This window comes from Streptomyces sp. MMG1533 (genome assembly GCF_001279775.1).
Lineage (GTDB): Bacteria > Actinomycetota > Actinomycetes > Streptomycetales > Streptomycetaceae > Streptomyces.
In genome coordinates this window covers 16780-34023 of the sequence record NZ_LGDG01000283.1, presented here as the reverse complement: position 1 = coordinate 34023, position 17244 = coordinate 16780, and the positions used below count along the sequence as shown (strand labels likewise).

The following is a 17244-nucleotide window of genomic DNA, read 5'->3' as shown; positions in this document are numbered from 1 at the left end:
ACCATCTCGCCGACCCACTCACCCATCGCCACACAACGAGTCTGGCCCTGCCGCTCACGCGGCAGGGCCAGAACCCCAAGATCTTCATCAGCCTTCTAGAAAGCGCCATCCCCGGGTCCGGCCTTCGGTGTGTTCATCCTTGCTCGTTCATGATCACTTCATTGCGGTCCTGTGGCAGGGGTGTCCTGGGTGTCGACAGTGAGGTGAGAGCGGGGGCAGAGTGAACTCCGAAGCGGCGCAAGCGCTTTCTACGTCTTCGGAGGTCTCCGTGCCCCGCGTCGACCGACGCACCGTCATCGAGGGCGGTCGACTTCCGTATGCGGTGGGACGGTGACAAGGTGTCGGAGCTCCTCGACTTCACCCGCGTCGAGAAGTCGAACCCGGCGACCTGGACCGGCACGGGGATCTTCGACCCGTCCGGCGAGGTCTCGGGTGCCCGCAACGCGACCACCTTCTACGGCGACCCCCTCGGCGACTGGCGCGAGGAGGGCCTGGCCGGGACCGCCGAGCACAGCGCCCTGCGCCTCTGCGCGACCACCGAGCCGACGGAGGCGCGCCACTGCACGCTCGCCCGGACCGCCGCGTACCGCCTCGGCCGGACCGTGCGCGGCTGTCCGCAGTCCACGTACACCGACTACTGCCTCGGCGCCGGGACTCCCGTGTGCCGAGGACGCCGATCACCTTCCCGGAAGGAGCCGTCTCCCGTGACGACCACCCGTAGGGCCTTCGGAGCCCTGGCCGCAGGCGCCGCGCTGGCCGCCCTCGCCCCCGCGACCACAGTGAGCGCCACGCCCCGCCACCGCCGGCTGATCGCCCACGACGACTTCCGCCACGGTCTCGGCCGGTGGGCGGTGGAACTCGAGAAGGGCGGGACCGTCACCGCCTCCCGCGGAATCCTGGAAGTCGACGTGCCCGCCGGTGCGACAGTCTGGTTCAAGAAGCGGATCGAAGGGCCGTACGTCCTGGAGTACACCGCCACGCCGGTGTCGGCGGGCGGCGTCAACGACAGGGTCTCGGACCTCAACAACTTCTGGAACGCCGTCGACGTCCGTTCCCCCGACGACCTCTTCGCCACCCGGCGGGGCGGGGCGCTGGCGGAGTACGACTACCTGAAGACGTACTACGTGGGTTACGGCGCCAATTCGAACACCACGACCCGGCTGCGCCGCTACGTCGGAGAGGCGGGCGTCCGGCCGTTGGTCTACGACTACACCGAGCCGCTGCTCGTGCCGAACGAGCCGAACCGGGTGCGGATCGTCTCCGACGGCTCGAGAGTGCAGTGGTGGAGCAACGGGCGGCTCGTCTTCGACTACAGCGACCCGGAGCCGTACACGAGCGGGCACTTCGCCTTTCGGACCACCTGGAGTCACTTCCGGATCAGCGGATTCCGGGTGTGGCAGTTGCCGCCTCAACAGCGTTGACGAGAAGGCTATTCCTGGTTTGACCAATCCTTGAAGAGTGGCTTATCTCACCGCGCGTCAACCCTTTCTTACGGTCGCGTAGCTCACATCCGAAAGGGAATCATGGGCCGACGTGGCAGACGATTCGAAGAGTGACATCAGATCAGTGATCGGGTCGTACGTGTCGGTGGGGGACAGCTTCACCGAGGGCGTCGGCGACCCCGGCCCCGACGGGGCGTTGGTCGGCTGGGCCGACCGGTTCGCGGTACTGCTCGCGGACCGGCGGCCCGAGGGCGACTTCAAGTACGCGAACCTCGCAGTGCGGGGGAAACTTCTCGACCAGGTCGTGGAGGACCAGCTTCCGCAGGCTCTCGAACTGGCCCCGGACCTGGTCTCCTTCTGCGCCGGCGGCAACGACATCCTGCGGCCCGGCACCGACCCCGACGAGGTCGCCGAGCGCTTCGAGCGGGCGGTGGTGCAGCTCACCGCCGTCGCCGGCACGGTGATGGTGACGACCGGATTCGACACCCGAGGCGTGCCCGTGCTCAAGCATCTGCGCGGCAAGATCGCCACCTACAACGGACATGTGCGTGCCATCGCCGACCGCCACGGCTGTCCGGTGCTCGACCTGTGGTCCCTGAAGACCATTCAGGACCGGCGAGCCTGGGACGGCGACCGGCTTCACCTGTCGGCGGACGGGCACACGCGCGTGGCGCTGCGCGCGGGTCAGGTCCTCGGGCTGGAAATCCCGGCCGACCCGGACCAGCCCTGGCCGCCGCTCCCGCCGCGCGGCACGCTCGAGGTCCGGCGGGACGACGTGCACTGGGCGCGCGAGTACCTGGTGCCGTGGATCGGCCGGCGGCTGCGCGGGGAGTCGTCGGGCGACCATGTGACCGCCAAGGGCGCGCTGTCGCCGGACGACATCAAGACGCGGATCGCTTCGGTGGCTTGAGGTCTTGAGGGCCTTAGGGCTTGAAGGCATGTCGGTGCCCGGTGCGGGCCTCCTTGTGGGGGTGCGCCCGGGCACTCCGCTTGGGCGGGCGTGACCGGCGGGTGGGGGAGCCGTCGCCGGTTCGGACGCGGTGGAGCCGCCGGGGTTCGACCCGTGATGTGACCGTGCGGGAGTGGTGCGTCCGCATGGCATGACGGTGCTGCCGGCATGACCGTGAATCGTTCCCGCCGTGGCGGAGGGCCGCCCACCGCGCCGTATGCCCCTGCTCCGTACGCCCGCGCCGCTGCCCCGTCCCACCGTCGCGCTCGCCGTGACAGTGACACTCATCGCCCCGGCCTGCCCGGCCCCGCCGCGCGCACGGGCCGCATCCACTCGGTGGCCTTCGACTTCGACAGCCCGGCCCATCCGCGGGCCCGGCCCATCCGCGCGCCCGGGCCCGGGCGCGCAAGGCCGCCCACGCTTTCGCGGGGTAGGGGGCTCGGCGCCCCTACGCCGTCAACGCCTCACGCGCCAGCCCCAGTTCCCGGGCGAGCGCCTCGTCCACCCACTCCTGTGCCCGGGACCGCGAGACAGCGCCCGAGTACGACGTGAGCTGTACGGCGAGCCCGTCCAGCAGGGCCGTGAGGCGCAGGGCCGTGCCGCCCGGGTCCGGGCAGCGGAACTCGCCCGCGGCGACACCCTCGGCGATCACCTCGGCGAGGGCCGCCTTCCACTGCCGGTCGAGGTCCCGGGTGACCTCCTGGAGTGCGGGCTCACGCAGCGCGGCCGCCCAGCCCTCGATCCACAGCCGCCAGCCCTTGGCCTGGCCCGTCGGGGCGTACCAGCGCACGGCTGCCCGCAGCCGGCGCAGTGCCGAGGTGCGGCGGCCGAGAAGCCTGGACAGGTGGGCGAGGTCGTCCTCGGCCGCGTACGTGAAGGCGGCGGCGACGAGTTTCTCCTTGGTGGAGAAGTGATAGAGCACCAGCGCGTTGCTCACGCCGAGCACCGAGGCCACATCGGCGATCCTGACCGCCGCCACGCCCCGCGCCTCGATCTGCTCGATGGCGGCCCGCAACAGCTCCTCGCGCCGCTCGGCCACGCTCAACCGCACTCTTGCCACGCGGTCACCCTAATCCGTGGTCCTGTGCACTGCCGGACAGAGGTCGTTTACCGGCCGCACCGGCCCGCGCCCCGGTAGGCACACCTGAAACGACCGTTCGCGCCGAGGGCCGGGCGCCTCGCTACCGGTACCAGCCGAACCGCTCGGCGATCACCGGCAGCCGGTCCGCGACGATGGCGTGCGCGGCCGCCCGCGGGGTCGTGCCGTCCCGCTCCGCGCGGGCCAGCATCTGCTCGACCAGGGCGCGCATCGAGCGGCGCGTGTGGGCGAACGCCGCGTCCGCGTCGGCGTCGATGTCACCGAAGAGCGTCCACCACCACCAGGCGTTCGTACCGGAGTTGACGACCACGTCCGGCAGGACGGTCACCCCGCGCGCGGACAGCAGTTCCTCCGCCTCAGGGAGGACGGGCATGTTGGCCGCCTCGACGATCCAGCGGGCCGTGATCCGCTCCTGGTTGGTGGTGTCGATCGCGTACGAGACCGCCGCGGGTACCAGCACCTCCGCGCCGCCGGACAGCCAGGCGTCGCCCGGCAGTTCCCGGTCGCCGGGACGCAGCACGGCCCGGTCCACCGTGCCGTAGGCGTCCCGCGCCGCGAGCAGCGCCTCGATGTCGAGGCCCGCCGAGTTGGCGATCGTGCCCTTGATGTCGGCGACGGCCACGACGGTGAGCCCCGCGCGCGTGAGGAAGCGCGCGGTGGCCCCGCCCATGGTGCCCAGGCCCTGCACGGCGACCCGTGTGCCCGCATACGCCACGCCGGCCCGGTCCAGGGCCGTGAGCACCGACTCCGCCACACCGCAGCCGCCGACCAGCTCGTCGAGACCGATGCCGTCCACGTCGACCGCGAAGGCGTCCGCGAGCCGTTGCCGGGCCGCGGCCTCGTCGTCGAGCAGCGGATACACGGCCTGGACGGAAGAGACGAGCCCCGCCTCCGAGGCCGCCCGGTCCACCAGGTCCTGGGTGAGGCCGAGGTCCTCGCCCGTGGTCCACAGGCTCTCGACGTACGGGCGCATGGCGCGCAGGTAGCGCACCAGTAGGTCGTACGCCCCGGGCTCCCGGGGGTCGCAGTCGATACCGCCTTTGGCGCCGCCGAGGGGGACGTAGCGGCCCTCGGGGTTGTAGTGCAGCGCCTCCTTCATGGTCATGCCGCGGGCGAGGCCGGTGACCTCGTCGAGCGTGCAGCCCGCGCGCATGCGCAGCCCGCCGCTGGAAACGCCGCGCACCAGCCGGTCGACGACCAGGAAGCCCTGGCGACCGGTGAGGTGGTCGGTCCAGGTGAGCGACATCAGGGGGGCGGTCATGCGGTCTCCTCCAACTGAACGGTGAGTCAGTATCCGAAGGGTGGCCGTGTCCTGTCAACGCACGGAACGGATCAGCGGTGGTAACCCCGTTGTCAGAGGGGGCGACCATAATGGAACGCCTCACCGACTCCACCCTGGAGGTACACCGTGACCGGTTTCCGTTCCCCGAGCTCCGGGCTTCGCGCGCTGCGGCCCGCGGCCTTCGGTGCGGACCCGAGCGGTGAGCGCCTGGCGCGCATCCGCAGATCGCCCCACTTCAAGGACGGGGTCTTCCAGAACCCCGGAGGCACCGCAAGCACCCGGCCCTCCGTTTCGTCGCTGGAACTCGCGAAGGTGTACTTCGACAAGGACGAGCGCCCCCGCCGCGCCCCGACGGGCACCGTGCCGGTCCACGCCACCACGCTCGCCGACATCGCCAAGCCCCCCGCCACCGGGCTGCGGCTGACCTGGATGGGGCACTCCAGCGTGCTCGCGGAGATCGACGGGCAGCGGGTGCTCTTCGACCCGGTCTGGGGCGAGCGCTGCTCCCCGTTCCCCTTTGCCGGGCCCAAGCGGCTGCACCCCGTGCCCCTGCCGCTGGCCGCGCTCGGCCCGGTCGACGTCGTCGTCATCTCGCACGACCACTACGACCACCTCGACATGCCCACGATCAAGGCGCTGGCCGACACCGACACGCTGTTCGCCGTGCCGCTGGGCGTCGGCGCCCACCTGGAGCACTGGGGGGTGTCGGCCGACCGGCTGCGCGAGCTGGACTGGCACGAGGCCACGAAGGTCGGCGGTCTCACCCTGACGGCCACGCCGGCCCGCCACTTCTGCGGCCGCGGCCTGCGCAACACGCAGCACACGCTGTGGGCCTCCTGGGTCGTCGCCGGCGACGAGCACCGGATCTACCACAGTGGCGACACCGGCTACTTCGAGGGCTTCCAGGACGTCGGCGCCGAGCACGGTCCCTTCGACGCCACGATGATCCAGATCGGCGCATACAGCGAGTACTGGCCGGACATCCACATGACCCCCGAGGAAGGCGTGCGCGCTCACCTCGACCTCCAGGGCGGCCGGCCGCACGGCGTGCTCCTGCCGATCCACTGGGCCACCTTCAACCTCGCCATGCACGCGTGGGCCGATCCCGGCGAGGGCACCATCGCGTCCGCCCGGGCCGTGAAGGCCCCGATCGCCCTGCCCCGGCCCGGCGAGCCCTTCGAGCCCACGGCCGAGACCGTGCCGAGGGAGCCGTGGTGGCGGGGCGTGGCCGCGGCACCGGCGGGCGGCTGGCCGGCTGCCGACGCGCTGACCGAGGCGGCGATCAAGACCTCGGCCGACTCGGCGGCCCGGGAACAGGACGCCACGACCGGTGACGCGCCGCAGGGCAAGGGCGAGGCGTCGGGCGAGCCGGAGGTCGTTCCCGCGGGCTGACGGGCGGAGGCGGTTACGACTGCGGGCGGCTCGGGGCGAAGGGCTGCTGCCCGACCTGTTCGCCGACGGGCGGCCAGGTGGTTGTTCGGGGTGGCGGGGACAGGCCGACGGGTGGACGGTCGGCGTCGCTCGGCGCGGGGCCGGGTCGTGCGGGGTGGCGGCCGGGTCGTGTGGAGGGGGCGGCCCGGGCTGCTCGGAGCTGAGGCCGGGTCGTGTGGAGGGAGGCGGCTGCGCGGAGTTGAGGCCGGGACCCCTGTGGGGAGCGTGCTCATCGGCGACGGGGCATGCAGGCGGTCGTTCCGGGGCTTGGGGAAGGGGCGCGAGGCGCGCGGTCCCAGCAGGCTGCCCGGCAAGGGTGGCTACGGAGCGTAAATCTCATGGGGGTGCTCGCGAGGCCCTGTGGTGCTGACTCCCCGGGGCGAGGGCGACCGGAAGTCGCCGTACAGGTCACCCGCCGGGGAGAGGGTCTCCTCGGCCTGCCTCGGTCTTGCCTCAGTCTTGCCATCCGTTTGTGACCGGCTCTGACCAGTGTCGATCGATCCCTGGCCTGATGGGAGCGGACGGGCGAGGGGCTTATCGATCTGTCGTGCGAGGCCTCATACCAGAGCGGGACGCTGTCCGTGGGAGTTTGTCAACTGCCCACCGCGCATGATGCGTTGCCGACTACTGTCAGTGTCCGTCGGGCGACGCAGGGACGGAAAGTTCGGTTCTGCCGATCGGCACCCGCATGCGCGTGCCCGCGTACGCACCCGACATGCGCAGCAGGGCAATCAGGCCCGACGGACCAGTACGACGAGGACACCGATGTCTCACCTCCGCGCCCCGGCCGCACGTGCTGACCGCCGTGAGGGCGGGCGGCACGGCCGGCCGGCCGCCCGAGCCGTTCCCGCGCTGCCCGAGACCCACATACGGCCCCAGCTGCTGCGTCTCGCCGTGCTGCCGCCCGTCGCCGTCGCCCTCAGCGCCTGCGCCGCCGTCCTGTTCACCGTCCGGTCCACCGGCGCCCGGCCCAGCCTGACCCTGTGGTGCGTGCTCGCCGGAGCCGTGTCGGTGACCTGCGCGGGCATCCTGATCGCCGCAGTGGCCGCCGACCGCGCCGCCCAGTCGGTGAGCGACCGCATCGGCGGCCTGCGCCGCAGCAGTGCGCGCGGCGAAGCCGACCTGCGATCCCTGGTTGAGGCGCTGCGCCGCGGTGAGGGCCCGCCGCAGCGCAAGCCGCACAGCGGCCCGCCCGAGGACGCCGACGACTTCGAACTGCTCGCCACCGACCTCGCGCGCGCCCACGACGGCGCCGTCACCGCCGTCGTCCAGGCCGCGCAGCTCTCCAGCCAGGCGGGCAGCGAACAGAAACTCGAGGTCTTCCTCAACCTCGCCCGGCGTCTGCAGTCGCTGGTGCACCGCGAGATCTCGATCCTCGACGAGCTGGAGAACGAGATCGAGGATCCCGACCTCCTCAAGGGCCTCTTCCACGTCGACCATCTCGCCACCCGCATCCGCCGTCACGCCGAGAACCTCGCCGTGCTCGGCGGAGCCGTCTCCCGTCGGCAGTGGAGCAACCCGGTCTCCATGACCGAGGTGCTGCGCTCGGCCATCGCCGAGGTCGAGCAGTACTCACGGGTCAAGCTCGTGCCGCCCATCGACGGCACCCTGCGCGGCCACGCCGTCGCCGACGTGATCCACCTGCTGGCCGAACTCGTCGAGAACGCCACGGTGTTCTCCGCCCCGCACACCCAGGTGCTGCTGCGCGCCAACCTCGTCACCTCGGGGCTCGCCGTCGAGGTCGAGGACCGCGGGCTCGGCCTGCCCGTCGGCGAGCAGGGCCGGATGAACGCCCTGCTCGCCGACCCGGACCAGGTCAACGTGGCCAGCCTGCTGGCCGACGGCCGCATCGGGCTGTTCGTGGTCTCGCAGCTCGCCAAACGGCACGGCATCCACGTCCGGCTGCAGACCAACATCTACGGCGGTGTCCAGGCCGTCCTCGTGGTACCACAGGCCCTGCTGGGTACGGCTCCGGGTGCCTCCGGAGCCGTACCGCAGCCGCCGGACGCCCCGGAGGGCGGGGCGGGGCCGTCCGTGCCGCTGCCGCACCAGCACCAGCATCCGCAGCCGGGGCCGCCCGAGGCGGGGCGCCGGGGCACGCCGAGCCCACCGATCGCGTCGCAGGCCCCGCCGCGCCCTCAGCAGCGGGAGACACCGCGTCCCCGGCAGCGGGAGACCGTACGGACCGCACCCCCCGCGCCGCCGACGCGAAACGGCGGAGCACCGGCACCGCTGCCCGTGCGCGGGGCCCGCGAGGAGCGGCCCACCCCGGCGGAGGCGGTGCCCGGCATCCGGCCCGACCACCGGCACCTGGTCTCGGAGCACGTGGCCGCTCCTCCCACCCCGCGCAACGGCGCCGTGCGCGGCACCATGGGCAAGCCCCAACTGCCTCGGCGGCGGGCCCAGGAGCACATCGCGCCCCAGCTGCGCGACGGGCCGGCGCCCCGCCAGGAGTCGGAGTACCCGGCCGGTCACGACCCGGGCCTGATGGCGGCCTTCCAGCGGGGCATCGGGCTGGCCGAGGCGCAACAGCACCTGGAGGCCGCGTCCGGCGAGCCGACGACACCCTCGGCGTTGCCCATGGGGTCTGCCCCCATGGGGTCGGTGCCCATGGGGTCGGTGCCCATGGGGTCGGTCCCTGTGGAGCCCGCGCACATGGAGTCGGCCCACACCCTGCCCACGCACATGGAGCCGACCCACATGGAGCGGGCCGACATGGCGCCGCCCCACGTGGAGCCCACCCCCCTGGACGCCGTACACACGCCTGTGCCGCTTCCCGGGACGGCGCCCTTCGCGCCCCTGAGCCTCGGCCACACAGACGTCACAGACATGGCCACTCCGCCCTCCATGGACGTACGACCCATGGATCCGTCCCACATATCCGAGGCGCGCCCCACGCACGGGCCCGGGATGCACGACGTACCTGGCGTGCGGGACGGCGGGTCCGCGCCCGGTCTCGACCTCGACCACACCACCCGGCACGACGGGAGCGCACCCGCCGGATGACCACGCCCGTCTCCACCCCACCCCCCAGCGCTCCCGCAGACCTTCGTACCTCAAGGAGTCGATCCACCATGGCGAGCGAAGCGCCGACCGGCCATGTATCCGATCTCGACTGGCTGATGAGCGGCCTCGTGCAGCGCGTACCGCACACCACCAGTGCGGTCCTCCTCTCCTGCGACGGGCTCGTGAAGTCGGTCCACGGCCTCGACCCCGACAGCGCCGATCACATGGCCGCCCTGGCCTCCGGCCTCTACTCCCTCGGCCGCAGCGCCGGCGTCCGCTTCGGCGACGGCGGTGAGGTCCGCCAGGTCGTCGTCGAACTCGACGCGACCCTGCTGTTCGTGACCACCGCGGGATCCGGCACCTGTCTCGCCGTGCTCGCCGGCCGCGAGGCCGACGCGGCGGTGCTCGGCTACGAGATGGCGATGCTGGTCAAGAGCGTCCGGCCCTACCTGGTGACCGCACCCCGGCAGCACGCCGTCGGACCGTCGGCGATGAGGCCTTGAGCGTGACGGCGGCCGGCGACGGGCCCTGGCTCGACGACGCGGCCGGACGGCTGGTGCGCCCTTTCACCGTCAGCAACGGTCGTACCCGGCCCACCATCGCGCTCGACCTGCTGTCGCACGTGATGGCCACCGGAGCCACCCCCCTCGGCTACCTCGGACCCGAACACGCACAAGTACTCGACATGTGCCGTGCGCCCGTCTCGGTCGCCGAGGTCGCCGCCCACCTGAAGCTGCCGGCGGTGGTCACCAAGGTGCTGCTGTCGGACCTCGTCGACTGCGGGGCGCTGACTACCAAACCCCCCGAGTTCACCCACAACCCGACAGACCGGGCCCTTCTGGAGGCAGTGCTCGATGGACTACGACGACAGCTCTGACCCCTTCCCCACCGCACTCAAGATCCTGGTTGCGGGAGGGTTCGGAGTAGGCAAGACGACCTTCGTGGGCGCGGTCAGTGAGATCGCCCCCCTGAGCACGGAGGAACTGCTCACCACGGTCAGCGCCGCGACCGACAGCCTCGACGGCATCGAGAACAAGGTCGAGACGACGGTGGCCATGGACTTCGGCCGCATCACCCTCGACCCGGAACACGTCCTGTACCTGTTCGGCACGCCCGGTCAGGAGCGGTTCTGGTTCATGTGGGACGAACTGTCCGAGGGCGCGCTCGGTGCGGTCATCCTCGCCGACACCCGGCGCCTGGAGGAGTGCTTCGCCGCCGTCGACTTCTTCGAGCAGCGCGGCCTCGGATTCATCGTCGCGATCAACGAGTTCGACGGCTCGTACCGCTACGACCCCGAGGAGGTCCGCGCCGCCATCGACCTCGATCCGCAGATCCCCGTGGTCCGCTGCGACGCCAGGATCTCCAGCTCTGGTATCCAGACCCTGCTCACCCTCGTACGGCACCTCATCGCGCACAGCCCGGCCACCGCGCCGAGCCACGGCGCCCACATGTGACCCCCGCACACCTCGCATCGGAGCCGCATATGACGTACGCCCACAGCGACGGAGACCGCCCATGAGCTACGACCTGCCCCGCCCGGCCGGTCGACTGCTGCTCACCCCCGAGGACAAGGAGGCGCCCGCGCGTGTGCGGCGGCTGCGCCGACTGGGGCTGGGAGAGCATCCGGAGCCCGCGCTCGACGCTTTCGCGGACCATCTCGCGAGGCACACGGGAGCGCCGTACGCCATGGTCAACTTCATCGACGAGCACCGGCAGTTCTTCGCGGGCCTGCGCGTTCCGGACGTCAGACCCCTCACGACCACTGAGGAGGCCAAGCCGGAGATCGGCCGCTGTATGGAGCGCGACCACGGGTTCTGCCCCCATGTGGTCGTCCGGCGAAAGGCGTTGGTGCTGGAGGACGTCCGCGACTATCCGCGGTTCGCGGGCAATCCGGTCGTCGACGAGTTCGGCATCCGCTCCTACCTCGGTGCTCCGCTCCTCGACACCACGGGGATGGTGCTGGGCACCGTGTGCGTCGCCGACATCGAGCCGCGGGCCTGGGGAAAGGCCGGTCTGGAGGCCATCAAGTCGACGGCGGCGGACCTGGTGGCGCGGCTGGAGCGGCGGGAGACCGACTGGTTCCCGCTGTGAGCGCCGTGCCGCCAGGTCCGCCGCGAGGCGGCGCGGTCCGTCGTGGCCCAGCTCGGGGGTCAGGTGATGTTCGCCAGGCTCTGCAACCACGCCGGGCGGCTGAATCCCCTGTGGGAGAACCGCCTGGCCCTGCTCGGCGGCGCCCCCGTCGCACGCCGAGTGAGTCACCGGCCTCGCCGGACGTTGCTCACATGCCTCGCCAGACGTTGTCGAAAGCCGCGTCCTCGATGGTCCGCCGCTGCCGTACGGCCTCCAGTTCCGTCACCGCGTTGCCGACCGTGGCGAGCACGGTCACGACGGCGTCGTCGGTGAGCTCCGGAAGGCCGTCGACGGGCTCGTCGCGGATTCCGAGAGCGGTCGTCAGAGCGGCGAGGACGGGCTCGTCCGACGCCTGGCGCTCCTCGGCGCGACGCCGGTCCGGGGAGTCGGCCAGTGCCTTCCGGCCGGTCCGGACGGGAAACCGGCGACCGCGTTCCCGGGTGATCAGTCCCTCCGTCTCCAACGCGGCGAGATAGGCCGAGAACAGCCCACGGCCCCGCCGCCACAGCCAGTCCTCGGCCGACTCGTACGGTTCCGCCCGGACCAGCGACGACGCGGCCTCGTCCAACAGCCGGTCGCCTGTTGCCGGTTGGGGGCCGGGCACGATGCGGTCGCCGTCCAGGTCGACTGCGCTCGCCTCGACGAGATCGATGAGTTCGGCGCCTGCCAGCGCGAGCGACAGGTCGCCCTGTTCCACGGGACGGCCGGTGCCCGGGTCCATGGTGACGATCAACAGGTCCCGTGCTGTGGTCATGTTGGCTCCCTGTGAGTCGGCCGACTTCGGGGCGAGTGTCGCACGGCAGTGCCCCTTTTCCCCCCGACTACCGGCGCAACCAGACGGTCATAGGCGAAGCGGGCCGGCCGGAGAACTTCGCCGACACGGAGTGCCCGGTGCCGGAGGCGGCCAGGGCAGCGGCCGCGCGGTGCGGATCCGCTGATCGTCGACGAGTTCGTGCAGTTCGTGCAGTTCGTGCAGTCCGTGCCGTCCGTGCAGTCCGTGCGGGGCGTGCCGTTCGTGCGGGAGGGCGGGCGTACCGACTCCTCGCCGGTGGCCGCGCGGATGGCGGTGGCGGCCGGGTTCGGGGCAACGGAGTCGGTGAGCCCGCGTGGTGTCGTACCCGGGCGTGAAGCGGAGCTGTGGCGCCGCTTAAGAAATCCTCGATGGACCCGGGCGCCGCCGTACGGCAGATTGCAACGCGATTCCACCCCTGTCCCCGGAACGGGCCTGCTCGGCATGCCCGGCCCCGGGGACCCACGCACAGGAGCCGTAGCGTTGAAGGCGCTGGTCAAGGAGAAGGCGGAGCCGGGGCTGTGGCTCGCGGACGTGCCCGAGCCCGCAGTCGGACCCGGCGACGTGCTGATCAAGGTGCTGCGCACCGGGATCTGCGGCACAGACCTGCACATCCGGTCCTGGGACGGCTGGGCGCGGCAGGCGGTCCGTACCCCGCTCGTGCTCGGGCACGAGTTCGTCGGCGAGGTCGTCGGGACCGGCCGTGACGTCACCGACATCAAGGTGGGCGACCGGGTCAGCGGCGAGGGCCACCTGGTGTGCGGCAGGTGCCGCAACTGCCTCGCCGGGCGGCGGCACCTGTGCCGGGCCACGGTCGGGCTGGGCGTCGGCCGTGACGGGGCGTTCGCCGAGTACGTCGCGCTGCCCGCCGCCAATGTGTGGGTACACCGCGTCCCCGTCGACCTCGATGTCGCCGCGATCTTCGACCCGTTCGGCAACGCCGTGCACACCGCGCTGTCCTTTCCGCTGGTCGGCGAGGACGTCCTGATCACAGGCGCCGGGCCGATCGGCCTGATGGCAGCCGCCGTGGCCCGGCACGCCGGGGCGCGGAACGTCGTGATCACCGACGTCAGCGAGGAGCGGCTGGAGCTCGCGCGCAAGATCGGCGTGAGTCTCGCGCTCAATGTCGCCGAGTCGACCATCGCCGACGGGCAGCGGGAACTCGGCCTGCGCGAGGGCTTCGACATCGGCCTGGAGATGTCCGGCCGTCCCGAGGCCATGCGGGACATGATCGCCAACATGACGCACGGCGGCCGGATCGCGATGCTCGGCCTGGCGGCCGAGGAGTTCCCGGTCGACTGGGCCCGGATCGTCACCTCCATGATCACGATCAAGGGCATCTACGGCCGTGAGATGTTCGAGACCTGGTACGCGATGTCGGTGCTCCTGGAGGGCGGCCTCGACCTCGCTCCCGTGATCACCGGCCGGTACGGCTTCCGAGACTTCGAGGCGGCGTTCGCCGACGCGGCGAGCGGCCGCGGCGGCAAGGTCGTCCTCGACTGGACCGCGTAAGTCATCTGCACTTCTAGGAGCTTCCTGATGTTCGACTCCGTGCGCGACGACCTCCGCGCCACCCTCGACGAGATCCGCGCCGCCGGCCTGCACAAGCCCGAGCGGGTGATCGGCAGCCCGCAGTCCGCGACGGTGAACGTCACCGCGGGCGGCCGTCCCGGCGAGGTGCTCAACTTCTGCGCCAACAACTACCTCGGTCTCGCCGACCACCCCGAGGTGATCGCCGCCGCCCACGAGGCCCTGGAGCGCTGGGGCTACGGCATGGCGTCCGTGCGCTTCATCTGCGGCACGCAGGAGGTGCACAAGGAGTTGGAGGCGCGGCTCGCGGCCTTCCTCGGCCAGGAGGACACGATCCTGTACTCCTCCTGCTTCGACGCCAACGGCGGTGTGTTCGAAACGCTGCTGGGCCCCGAGGACGCGGTGATCTCGGACGCGTTGAACCACGCCTCCATCATCGACGGCATCCGGCTCTCCAAGGCCCGCCGCTTCCGCTACGCCAACCGTGATCTCGCCGATCTGGAGCGGCAGTTGAAGGAGGCCGCGGGAGCCCGGCGCAAGCTGATCGTCACCGACGGCGTCTTCTCCATGGACGGCTACGTGGCCCCCCTGCGCGAGATCTGCGACCTCGCCGACCGCCATGACGCCATGGTCATGGTCGACGACTCCCACGCGGTCGGTTTCGTCGGCCCCGGCGGCCGTGGCACCCCCGAGCTGCACGGCGTCATGGACCGCGTCGACATCATCACCGGCACCCTCGGCAAGGCGCTCGGCGGCGCCTCCGGCGGTTACGTCGCCGCCCGCGCCGAGATCGTCGCCCTGCTGCGCCAGCGCTCCCGGCCGTACCTCTTCTCCAACACCCTCGCCCCGGTGATCGCTGCGGCCTCGCTCAAGGTGCTCGACCTGCTGGAGTCGGCGGACGACCTGAGGATCCGGCTGGCCGAGAACACCGCCCTGTTCCGCCGCCGGATGACCGAGGAGGGCTTCGACGTCCTGCCCGGCGACCACGCCATCGCGCCCGTGATGATCGGCGACGCGGCGAAGGCGGCACGCCTGGCGGAGCTGCTCCTGGAGCGTGGCGTGTACGTGATCGGCTTCTCGTACCCGGTGGTGCCGCAGGGGCAGGCCCGCATCCGCGTGCAGCTGTCCGCCGCGCACTCGACGGGGGACGTGAACCGGGCGGTCGACGCGTTCGTGGCGTCGCGCGCGGAGCTCGAGGGCTGACGGCGACTGGTACGGACCGGCCGGACATATTGCGATAATCGTTAGCATGATCGAAGCGCGGCGGCTCCACATCCTCCGTGCGGTGGCCGACCACCGCACGGTGACCGCGGCTGCCGCCGCGCTGTACCTCACGCCCTCGGCGGTCTCGCAGCAGCTGACCGCCCTGGAGCAGGAGACCGGGCACCGGCTGGTCGAGCGCGGGGCCAAGGGCGTACGGCTGACCCCGGCCGGCGAGATCCTGCTCAGCCACACCAATGTGGTCCTCGCCCAGCTGGAGCGGGCAGAGGCCGAGCTCGCCGCGTACGGCTCGGGCGCCGCCGGCACCGTCACCGTCGCCTCCTTCGCGACCGGCATCGCCCTGGTCGTGGCGCCCGCCGTGGCCCGCCTCGCCGAGTCGGCGCCCGGTATCCGCATCCGCGTCCAGGACGCCGAGGGGGATGCCAGCCTGCCGATGGTGCTCGACCGGCAGGTCGACGTCGCCGTGGCCGTCGAGTACCGCGGGGCGCCGTCCGCCGACGACCCCCGGCTGACCCACGTACCGCTCTACGCCGAGCCCTTCGACGCGGTCGTCCCCGTCACCCACCGCCTCGCCGACGCCGCCGAGGTTCCCCTCGCCGATCTGGCCAAGGATCCGTGGATCGGCCCCTATCCGGGCAACCCCTGCCACGACGTGGTCGTCCTCGCCTGTGAGAGCGCCGGTTTCCAGCCTCGCCTCGAACACTCCTCGGACGACTTCCGGGCGGTCGTGGCGCTGGCCTCAGCCGATGCGGGCGTGGCGCTCGTGCCGCGCTCGGCGCTGATCGGCATGGACCTCGCCGGTGTGGTCGTACGGCCCGTCGACGGTGTCGCGCCCACCCGCCGGGTCTTCGCGGCCGTACGCCGGGGAGCCGAGGAGCACCCGCTGATCCGGCCGGTCCTCGACGCGCTCGGAGAAGCCGCACGGGGGTAGGGAACCGGCCACCGGACGCACGCAGTCTGGACTGTCATGCGTGTGACGATGATCCTTCCGGCCCTGACCGAGGCGACGAGCCCGCTGTTCAGGCCCATCAAGTACTCGCTGTTCCCGCCGCTCGGCCTCGCCACCCTGGCCGGCTACCTGGACCCCGACGACGAGGTCACGCTCTATGACGAACACGTGGAGCGCCTCGACCTCGAAGCCCTCGACACCCCCGATCTGCTGGTAGTCCAGCCGTACATCACCTCGGCCCGCCGCAGTTACGAGATAGCCGACCACTTCCGCGCCCGGGGCGTCCATGTCGCGATGGGTGGCCTGCACGTCACCTCCCTTCCCGACGAGGCGGCCGCCCACGCCGACACGATCTTCACCGGCCCCGGTGAGGACGTCTGGCCGCTGTTCCTGAAGGACTTCCGCGACGGCGTGCCCGCCCGCCGCTACGACTCGACGCTGCGCACTCTGGCCGGACTGCCGCCCATACGACGGGACCTGATCAAGCGTCACCTCTATCTCGTCCCCAATTCGATCGTGGTGTCGCGCGGCTGCCCGCACCACTGCGACTTCTGCTACAAGGACGCCTTCTTCGAGGGCGGCAAGTCCTTCTACACCCAGGCCGTCGACGACGCCCTCGCCGAGATCGACCGCCTGCCCGGCCGCCACCTCTACTTCCTCGACGACCACCTGCTCGGCAACAGACGCTTCGCCGAAGCCCTGTTCGAGGGGATGAAGGGGATGGGCCGGCTGTGGCAGGCGGCCGGCACGGTCAACTCCGTACTGAAACCTGACCTGTTGGAACGTGCGGTGGAGGCGGGGCTGCGCAGTCTCTTCGTGGGTTTCGAGACCGTCAACGACGCGAACCTCGCCGAGCGCCGCAAGAACCAGAACATCGGCACCGACTACGCGGCGGCGGTGCGGCGCCTGCACGACGCGGGGGTCATGGTCAACGCCAGCTTCGTCTTCGGGCTCGACCAGGACGGTCCCGACGTCTTCGACCGCACCGTGGAGTGGGCCGTCGGGCAGGGCATCGAGACGGCGACGTTCCACATCATGACGCCGTATCCGTCGACCGGACTGTGGAAGCAGCTGGAGTCCGAGAACCGCATCGTGCACCGCGACTGGGACCTCTACGACACCCGTCATGTCGTCTACGAGCCCAGGAGGATGACACCTCGTCAGCTGGAGGACGGCTACTGGCGGGCGTACCGCGACTTCTACCGCTGGTCCAACATCTGGCGGGGGTCCGCGGCCCAGCCGGGACCGCACGAGCGGCTGCGGCACCTCGCCTACTCCGGCGGCTGGAAGAAGTTCGAGCCCGCCTGGGACCTGCTGATCCGGTCGAAGCGGGTGGTGCGGGCACTGCCCGCGCTGGAACGGACGCTGGCGGCGTTCGGGGGCCGGGAGTGACGGGAGCGACGGGAGTGACGGGA

The 17244-nt window shown here is 71.5% G+C and carries 15 protein-coding genes and 2 pseudogenes; 14 read left to right on the top strand and 3 right to left on the bottom strand.

The window, feature by feature from the left end; all coding sequences use genetic code 11:
* Positions 1 to 317 precede the first annotated feature (317 nt).
* From ADK57_RS52340 to ADK57_RS44305, 3 genes and pseudogenes are all read left to right on the top strand, one after another.
* Positions 318 to 593, top strand: a pseudogene (locus tag ADK57_RS52340) (hypothetical protein); the annotation flags it as partial.
* A gap of 111 nt (positions 594 to 704) precedes the next feature.
* Positions 705 to 1421 carry a DUF6250 domain-containing protein gene (locus ADK57_RS44310; RefSeq protein ID WP_053755448.1) on the top strand — a complete coding sequence of 239 codons (717 nt, stop codon included), beginning with the start codon at positions 705 to 707 and terminating at the stop codon, positions 1419 to 1421.
* 145 nt (positions 1422 to 1566) lie between these two features.
* A complete protein-coding gene (locus ADK57_RS44305) occupies positions 1567 to 2352 on the top strand; it encodes an SGNH/GDSL hydrolase family protein (protein WP_053755447.1) in 786 nt (261 codons plus the stop codon).
* Positions 2353 to 2839: 487 nt separating this feature from the next.
* On the opposite strand, the gene ADK57_RS44300 is transcribed toward ADK57_RS44305, so the two are convergent.
* Both ADK57_RS44300 and ADK57_RS44295 read right to left on the bottom strand, forming a co-directional pair.
* Entirely contained in the window at positions 2840 to 3451 is a 612-nt protein-coding gene (locus tag ADK57_RS44300; RefSeq protein ID WP_234390592.1) for a TetR/AcrR family transcriptional regulator, read from the bottom strand.
* Positions 3452 to 3572: 121 nt separating this feature from the next.
* Complete coding sequence (locus ADK57_RS44295; protein WP_053755445.1) at positions 3573 to 4751, bottom strand: Glu/Leu/Phe/Val dehydrogenase dimerization domain-containing protein; 1179 nt, start codon at positions 4749 to 4751, stop codon at positions 3573 to 3575.
* Between the two features lie 147 nt (positions 4752 to 4898).
* On the opposite strand from ADK57_RS44295, the gene ADK57_RS44290 reads away from it, so the two are divergent.
* The 7 genes and pseudogenes from ADK57_RS44290 to ADK57_RS51870 all read left to right on the top strand — a co-directional run.
* On the top strand, positions 4899 to 6164 hold the full coding sequence (locus ADK57_RS44290; protein ID WP_053755444.1) for an MBL fold metallo-hydrolase: 1266 nt from the start codon (positions 4899 to 4901) through the stop codon (positions 6162 to 6164).
* 804 nt (positions 6165 to 6968) lie between these two features.
* Positions 6969 to 9209, top strand: a complete 2241-nt coding sequence (locus ADK57_RS44285) for a sensor histidine kinase (protein ID WP_053755443.1) — start codon at positions 6969 to 6971, stop codon at positions 9207 to 9209.
* A 68-nt stretch (positions 9210 to 9277) separates the two neighbouring features.
* A complete protein-coding gene (locus ADK57_RS44280; protein WP_053755442.1) occupies positions 9278 to 9712 on the top strand; it encodes a roadblock/LC7 domain-containing protein in 435 nt (144 codons plus the stop codon).
* Between the two features lie 2 nt (positions 9713 to 9714).
* Positions 9715 to 10086: a DUF742 domain-containing protein gene (locus ADK57_RS44275; protein ID WP_053755441.1), complete on the top strand. Its 372-nt coding sequence runs from the start codon at positions 9715 to 9717 to the stop codon at positions 10084 to 10086.
* Entirely contained in the window at positions 10064 to 10663 is a 600-nt protein-coding gene (locus ADK57_RS44270; protein WP_053755440.1) for a GTP-binding protein, read from the top strand. Before ADK57_RS44275 ends, ADK57_RS44270 begins: the two co-directional genes overlap by 23 nt.
* 61 nt (positions 10664 to 10724) lie before the next feature.
* Complete coding sequence (locus ADK57_RS44265; protein ID WP_053755439.1) at positions 10725 to 11300, top strand: GAF domain-containing protein; 576 nt, start codon at positions 10725 to 10727, stop codon at positions 11298 to 11300.
* A 21-nt stretch (positions 11301 to 11321) separates the two neighbouring features.
* Positions 11322 to 11438, top strand: a pseudogene (locus ADK57_RS51870) (TetR/AcrR family transcriptional regulator); the annotation flags it as partial.
* Positions 11439 to 11487: 49 nt separating this feature from the next.
* Here ADK57_RS51870 and ADK57_RS44260 read toward each other — a convergent pair.
* The gene (locus tag ADK57_RS44260) at positions 11488 to 12093 is read right to left on the bottom strand and encodes a GOLPH3/VPS74 family protein (protein WP_053755438.1); all 606 of its coding nucleotides are present in this window, start codon (positions 12091 to 12093) and stop codon (positions 11488 to 11490) included.
* 519 nt (positions 12094 to 12612) lie between these two features.
* Between ADK57_RS44260 and tdh the strand changes: the two genes are divergently transcribed.
* From tdh to ADK57_RS44240, 4 genes are read left to right on the top strand one after another with little or no spacing between them, the layout of a single operon-like run.
* Positions 12613 to 13641 (top strand): L-threonine 3-dehydrogenase, encoded by a 1029-nt coding sequence (gene tdh, locus ADK57_RS44255; protein ID WP_053755437.1) that lies wholly within the window; start codon positions 12613 to 12615, stop codon positions 13639 to 13641.
* Positions 13642 to 13668: 27 nt separating this feature from the next.
* Positions 13669 to 14862, top strand: a complete 1194-nt coding sequence (locus ADK57_RS44250; protein ID WP_053755436.1) for a glycine C-acetyltransferase — start codon at positions 13669 to 13671, stop codon at positions 14860 to 14862.
* A 46-nt stretch (positions 14863 to 14908) separates the two neighbouring features.
* Positions 14909 to 15811, top strand: coding sequence for a LysR family transcriptional regulator (locus ADK57_RS44245; RefSeq protein ID WP_053755435.1), 903 nt, complete (start codon positions 14909 to 14911; stop codon positions 15809 to 15811).
* Between the two features lie 36 nt (positions 15812 to 15847).
* Complete coding sequence (locus ADK57_RS44240; RefSeq protein ID WP_053755434.1) at positions 15848 to 17221, top strand: B12-binding domain-containing radical SAM protein; 1374 nt, start codon at positions 15848 to 15850, stop codon at positions 17219 to 17221.
* Positions 17222 to 17244: the final 23 nt, after the last annotated feature.

Coding starts and splice junctions, on each gene's coding strand:
- ADK57_RS44245 (WP_053755435.1), top strand. CDS start 14,909: ATGATCGAAGCGCGGCGGCTCCACATCCTCCGTGCGGTGGCCGACCAC.
- ADK57_RS44260 (WP_053755438.1), bottom strand. CDS start 12,093: ATGACCACAGCACGGGACCTGTTGATCGTCACCATGGACCCGGGCACC.
- ADK57_RS44250 (WP_053755436.1), top strand. CDS start 13,669: ATGTTCGACTCCGTGCGCGACGACCTCCGCGCCACCCTCGACGAGATC.
- ADK57_RS44270 (WP_053755440.1), top strand. CDS start 10,064: ATGGACTACGACGACAGCTCTGACCCCTTCCCCACCGCACTCAAGATC.
- ADK57_RS44295 (WP_053755445.1), bottom strand. CDS start 4,751: ATGACCGCCCCCCTGATGTCGCTCACCTGGACCGACCACCTCACCGGT.
- ADK57_RS44265 (WP_053755439.1), top strand. CDS start 10,725: ATGAGCTACGACCTGCCCCGCCCGGCCGGTCGACTGCTGCTCACCCCC.
- ADK57_RS44285 (WP_053755443.1), top strand. CDS start 6,969: ATGTCTCACCTCCGCGCCCCGGCCGCACGTGCTGACCGCCGTGAGGGC.
- ADK57_RS44280 (WP_053755442.1), top strand. CDS start 9,278: ATGGCGAGCGAAGCGCCGACCGGCCATGTATCCGATCTCGACTGGCTG.
- ADK57_RS44240 (WP_053755434.1), top strand. CDS start 15,848: ATGCGTGTGACGATGATCCTTCCGGCCCTGACCGAGGCGACGAGCCCG.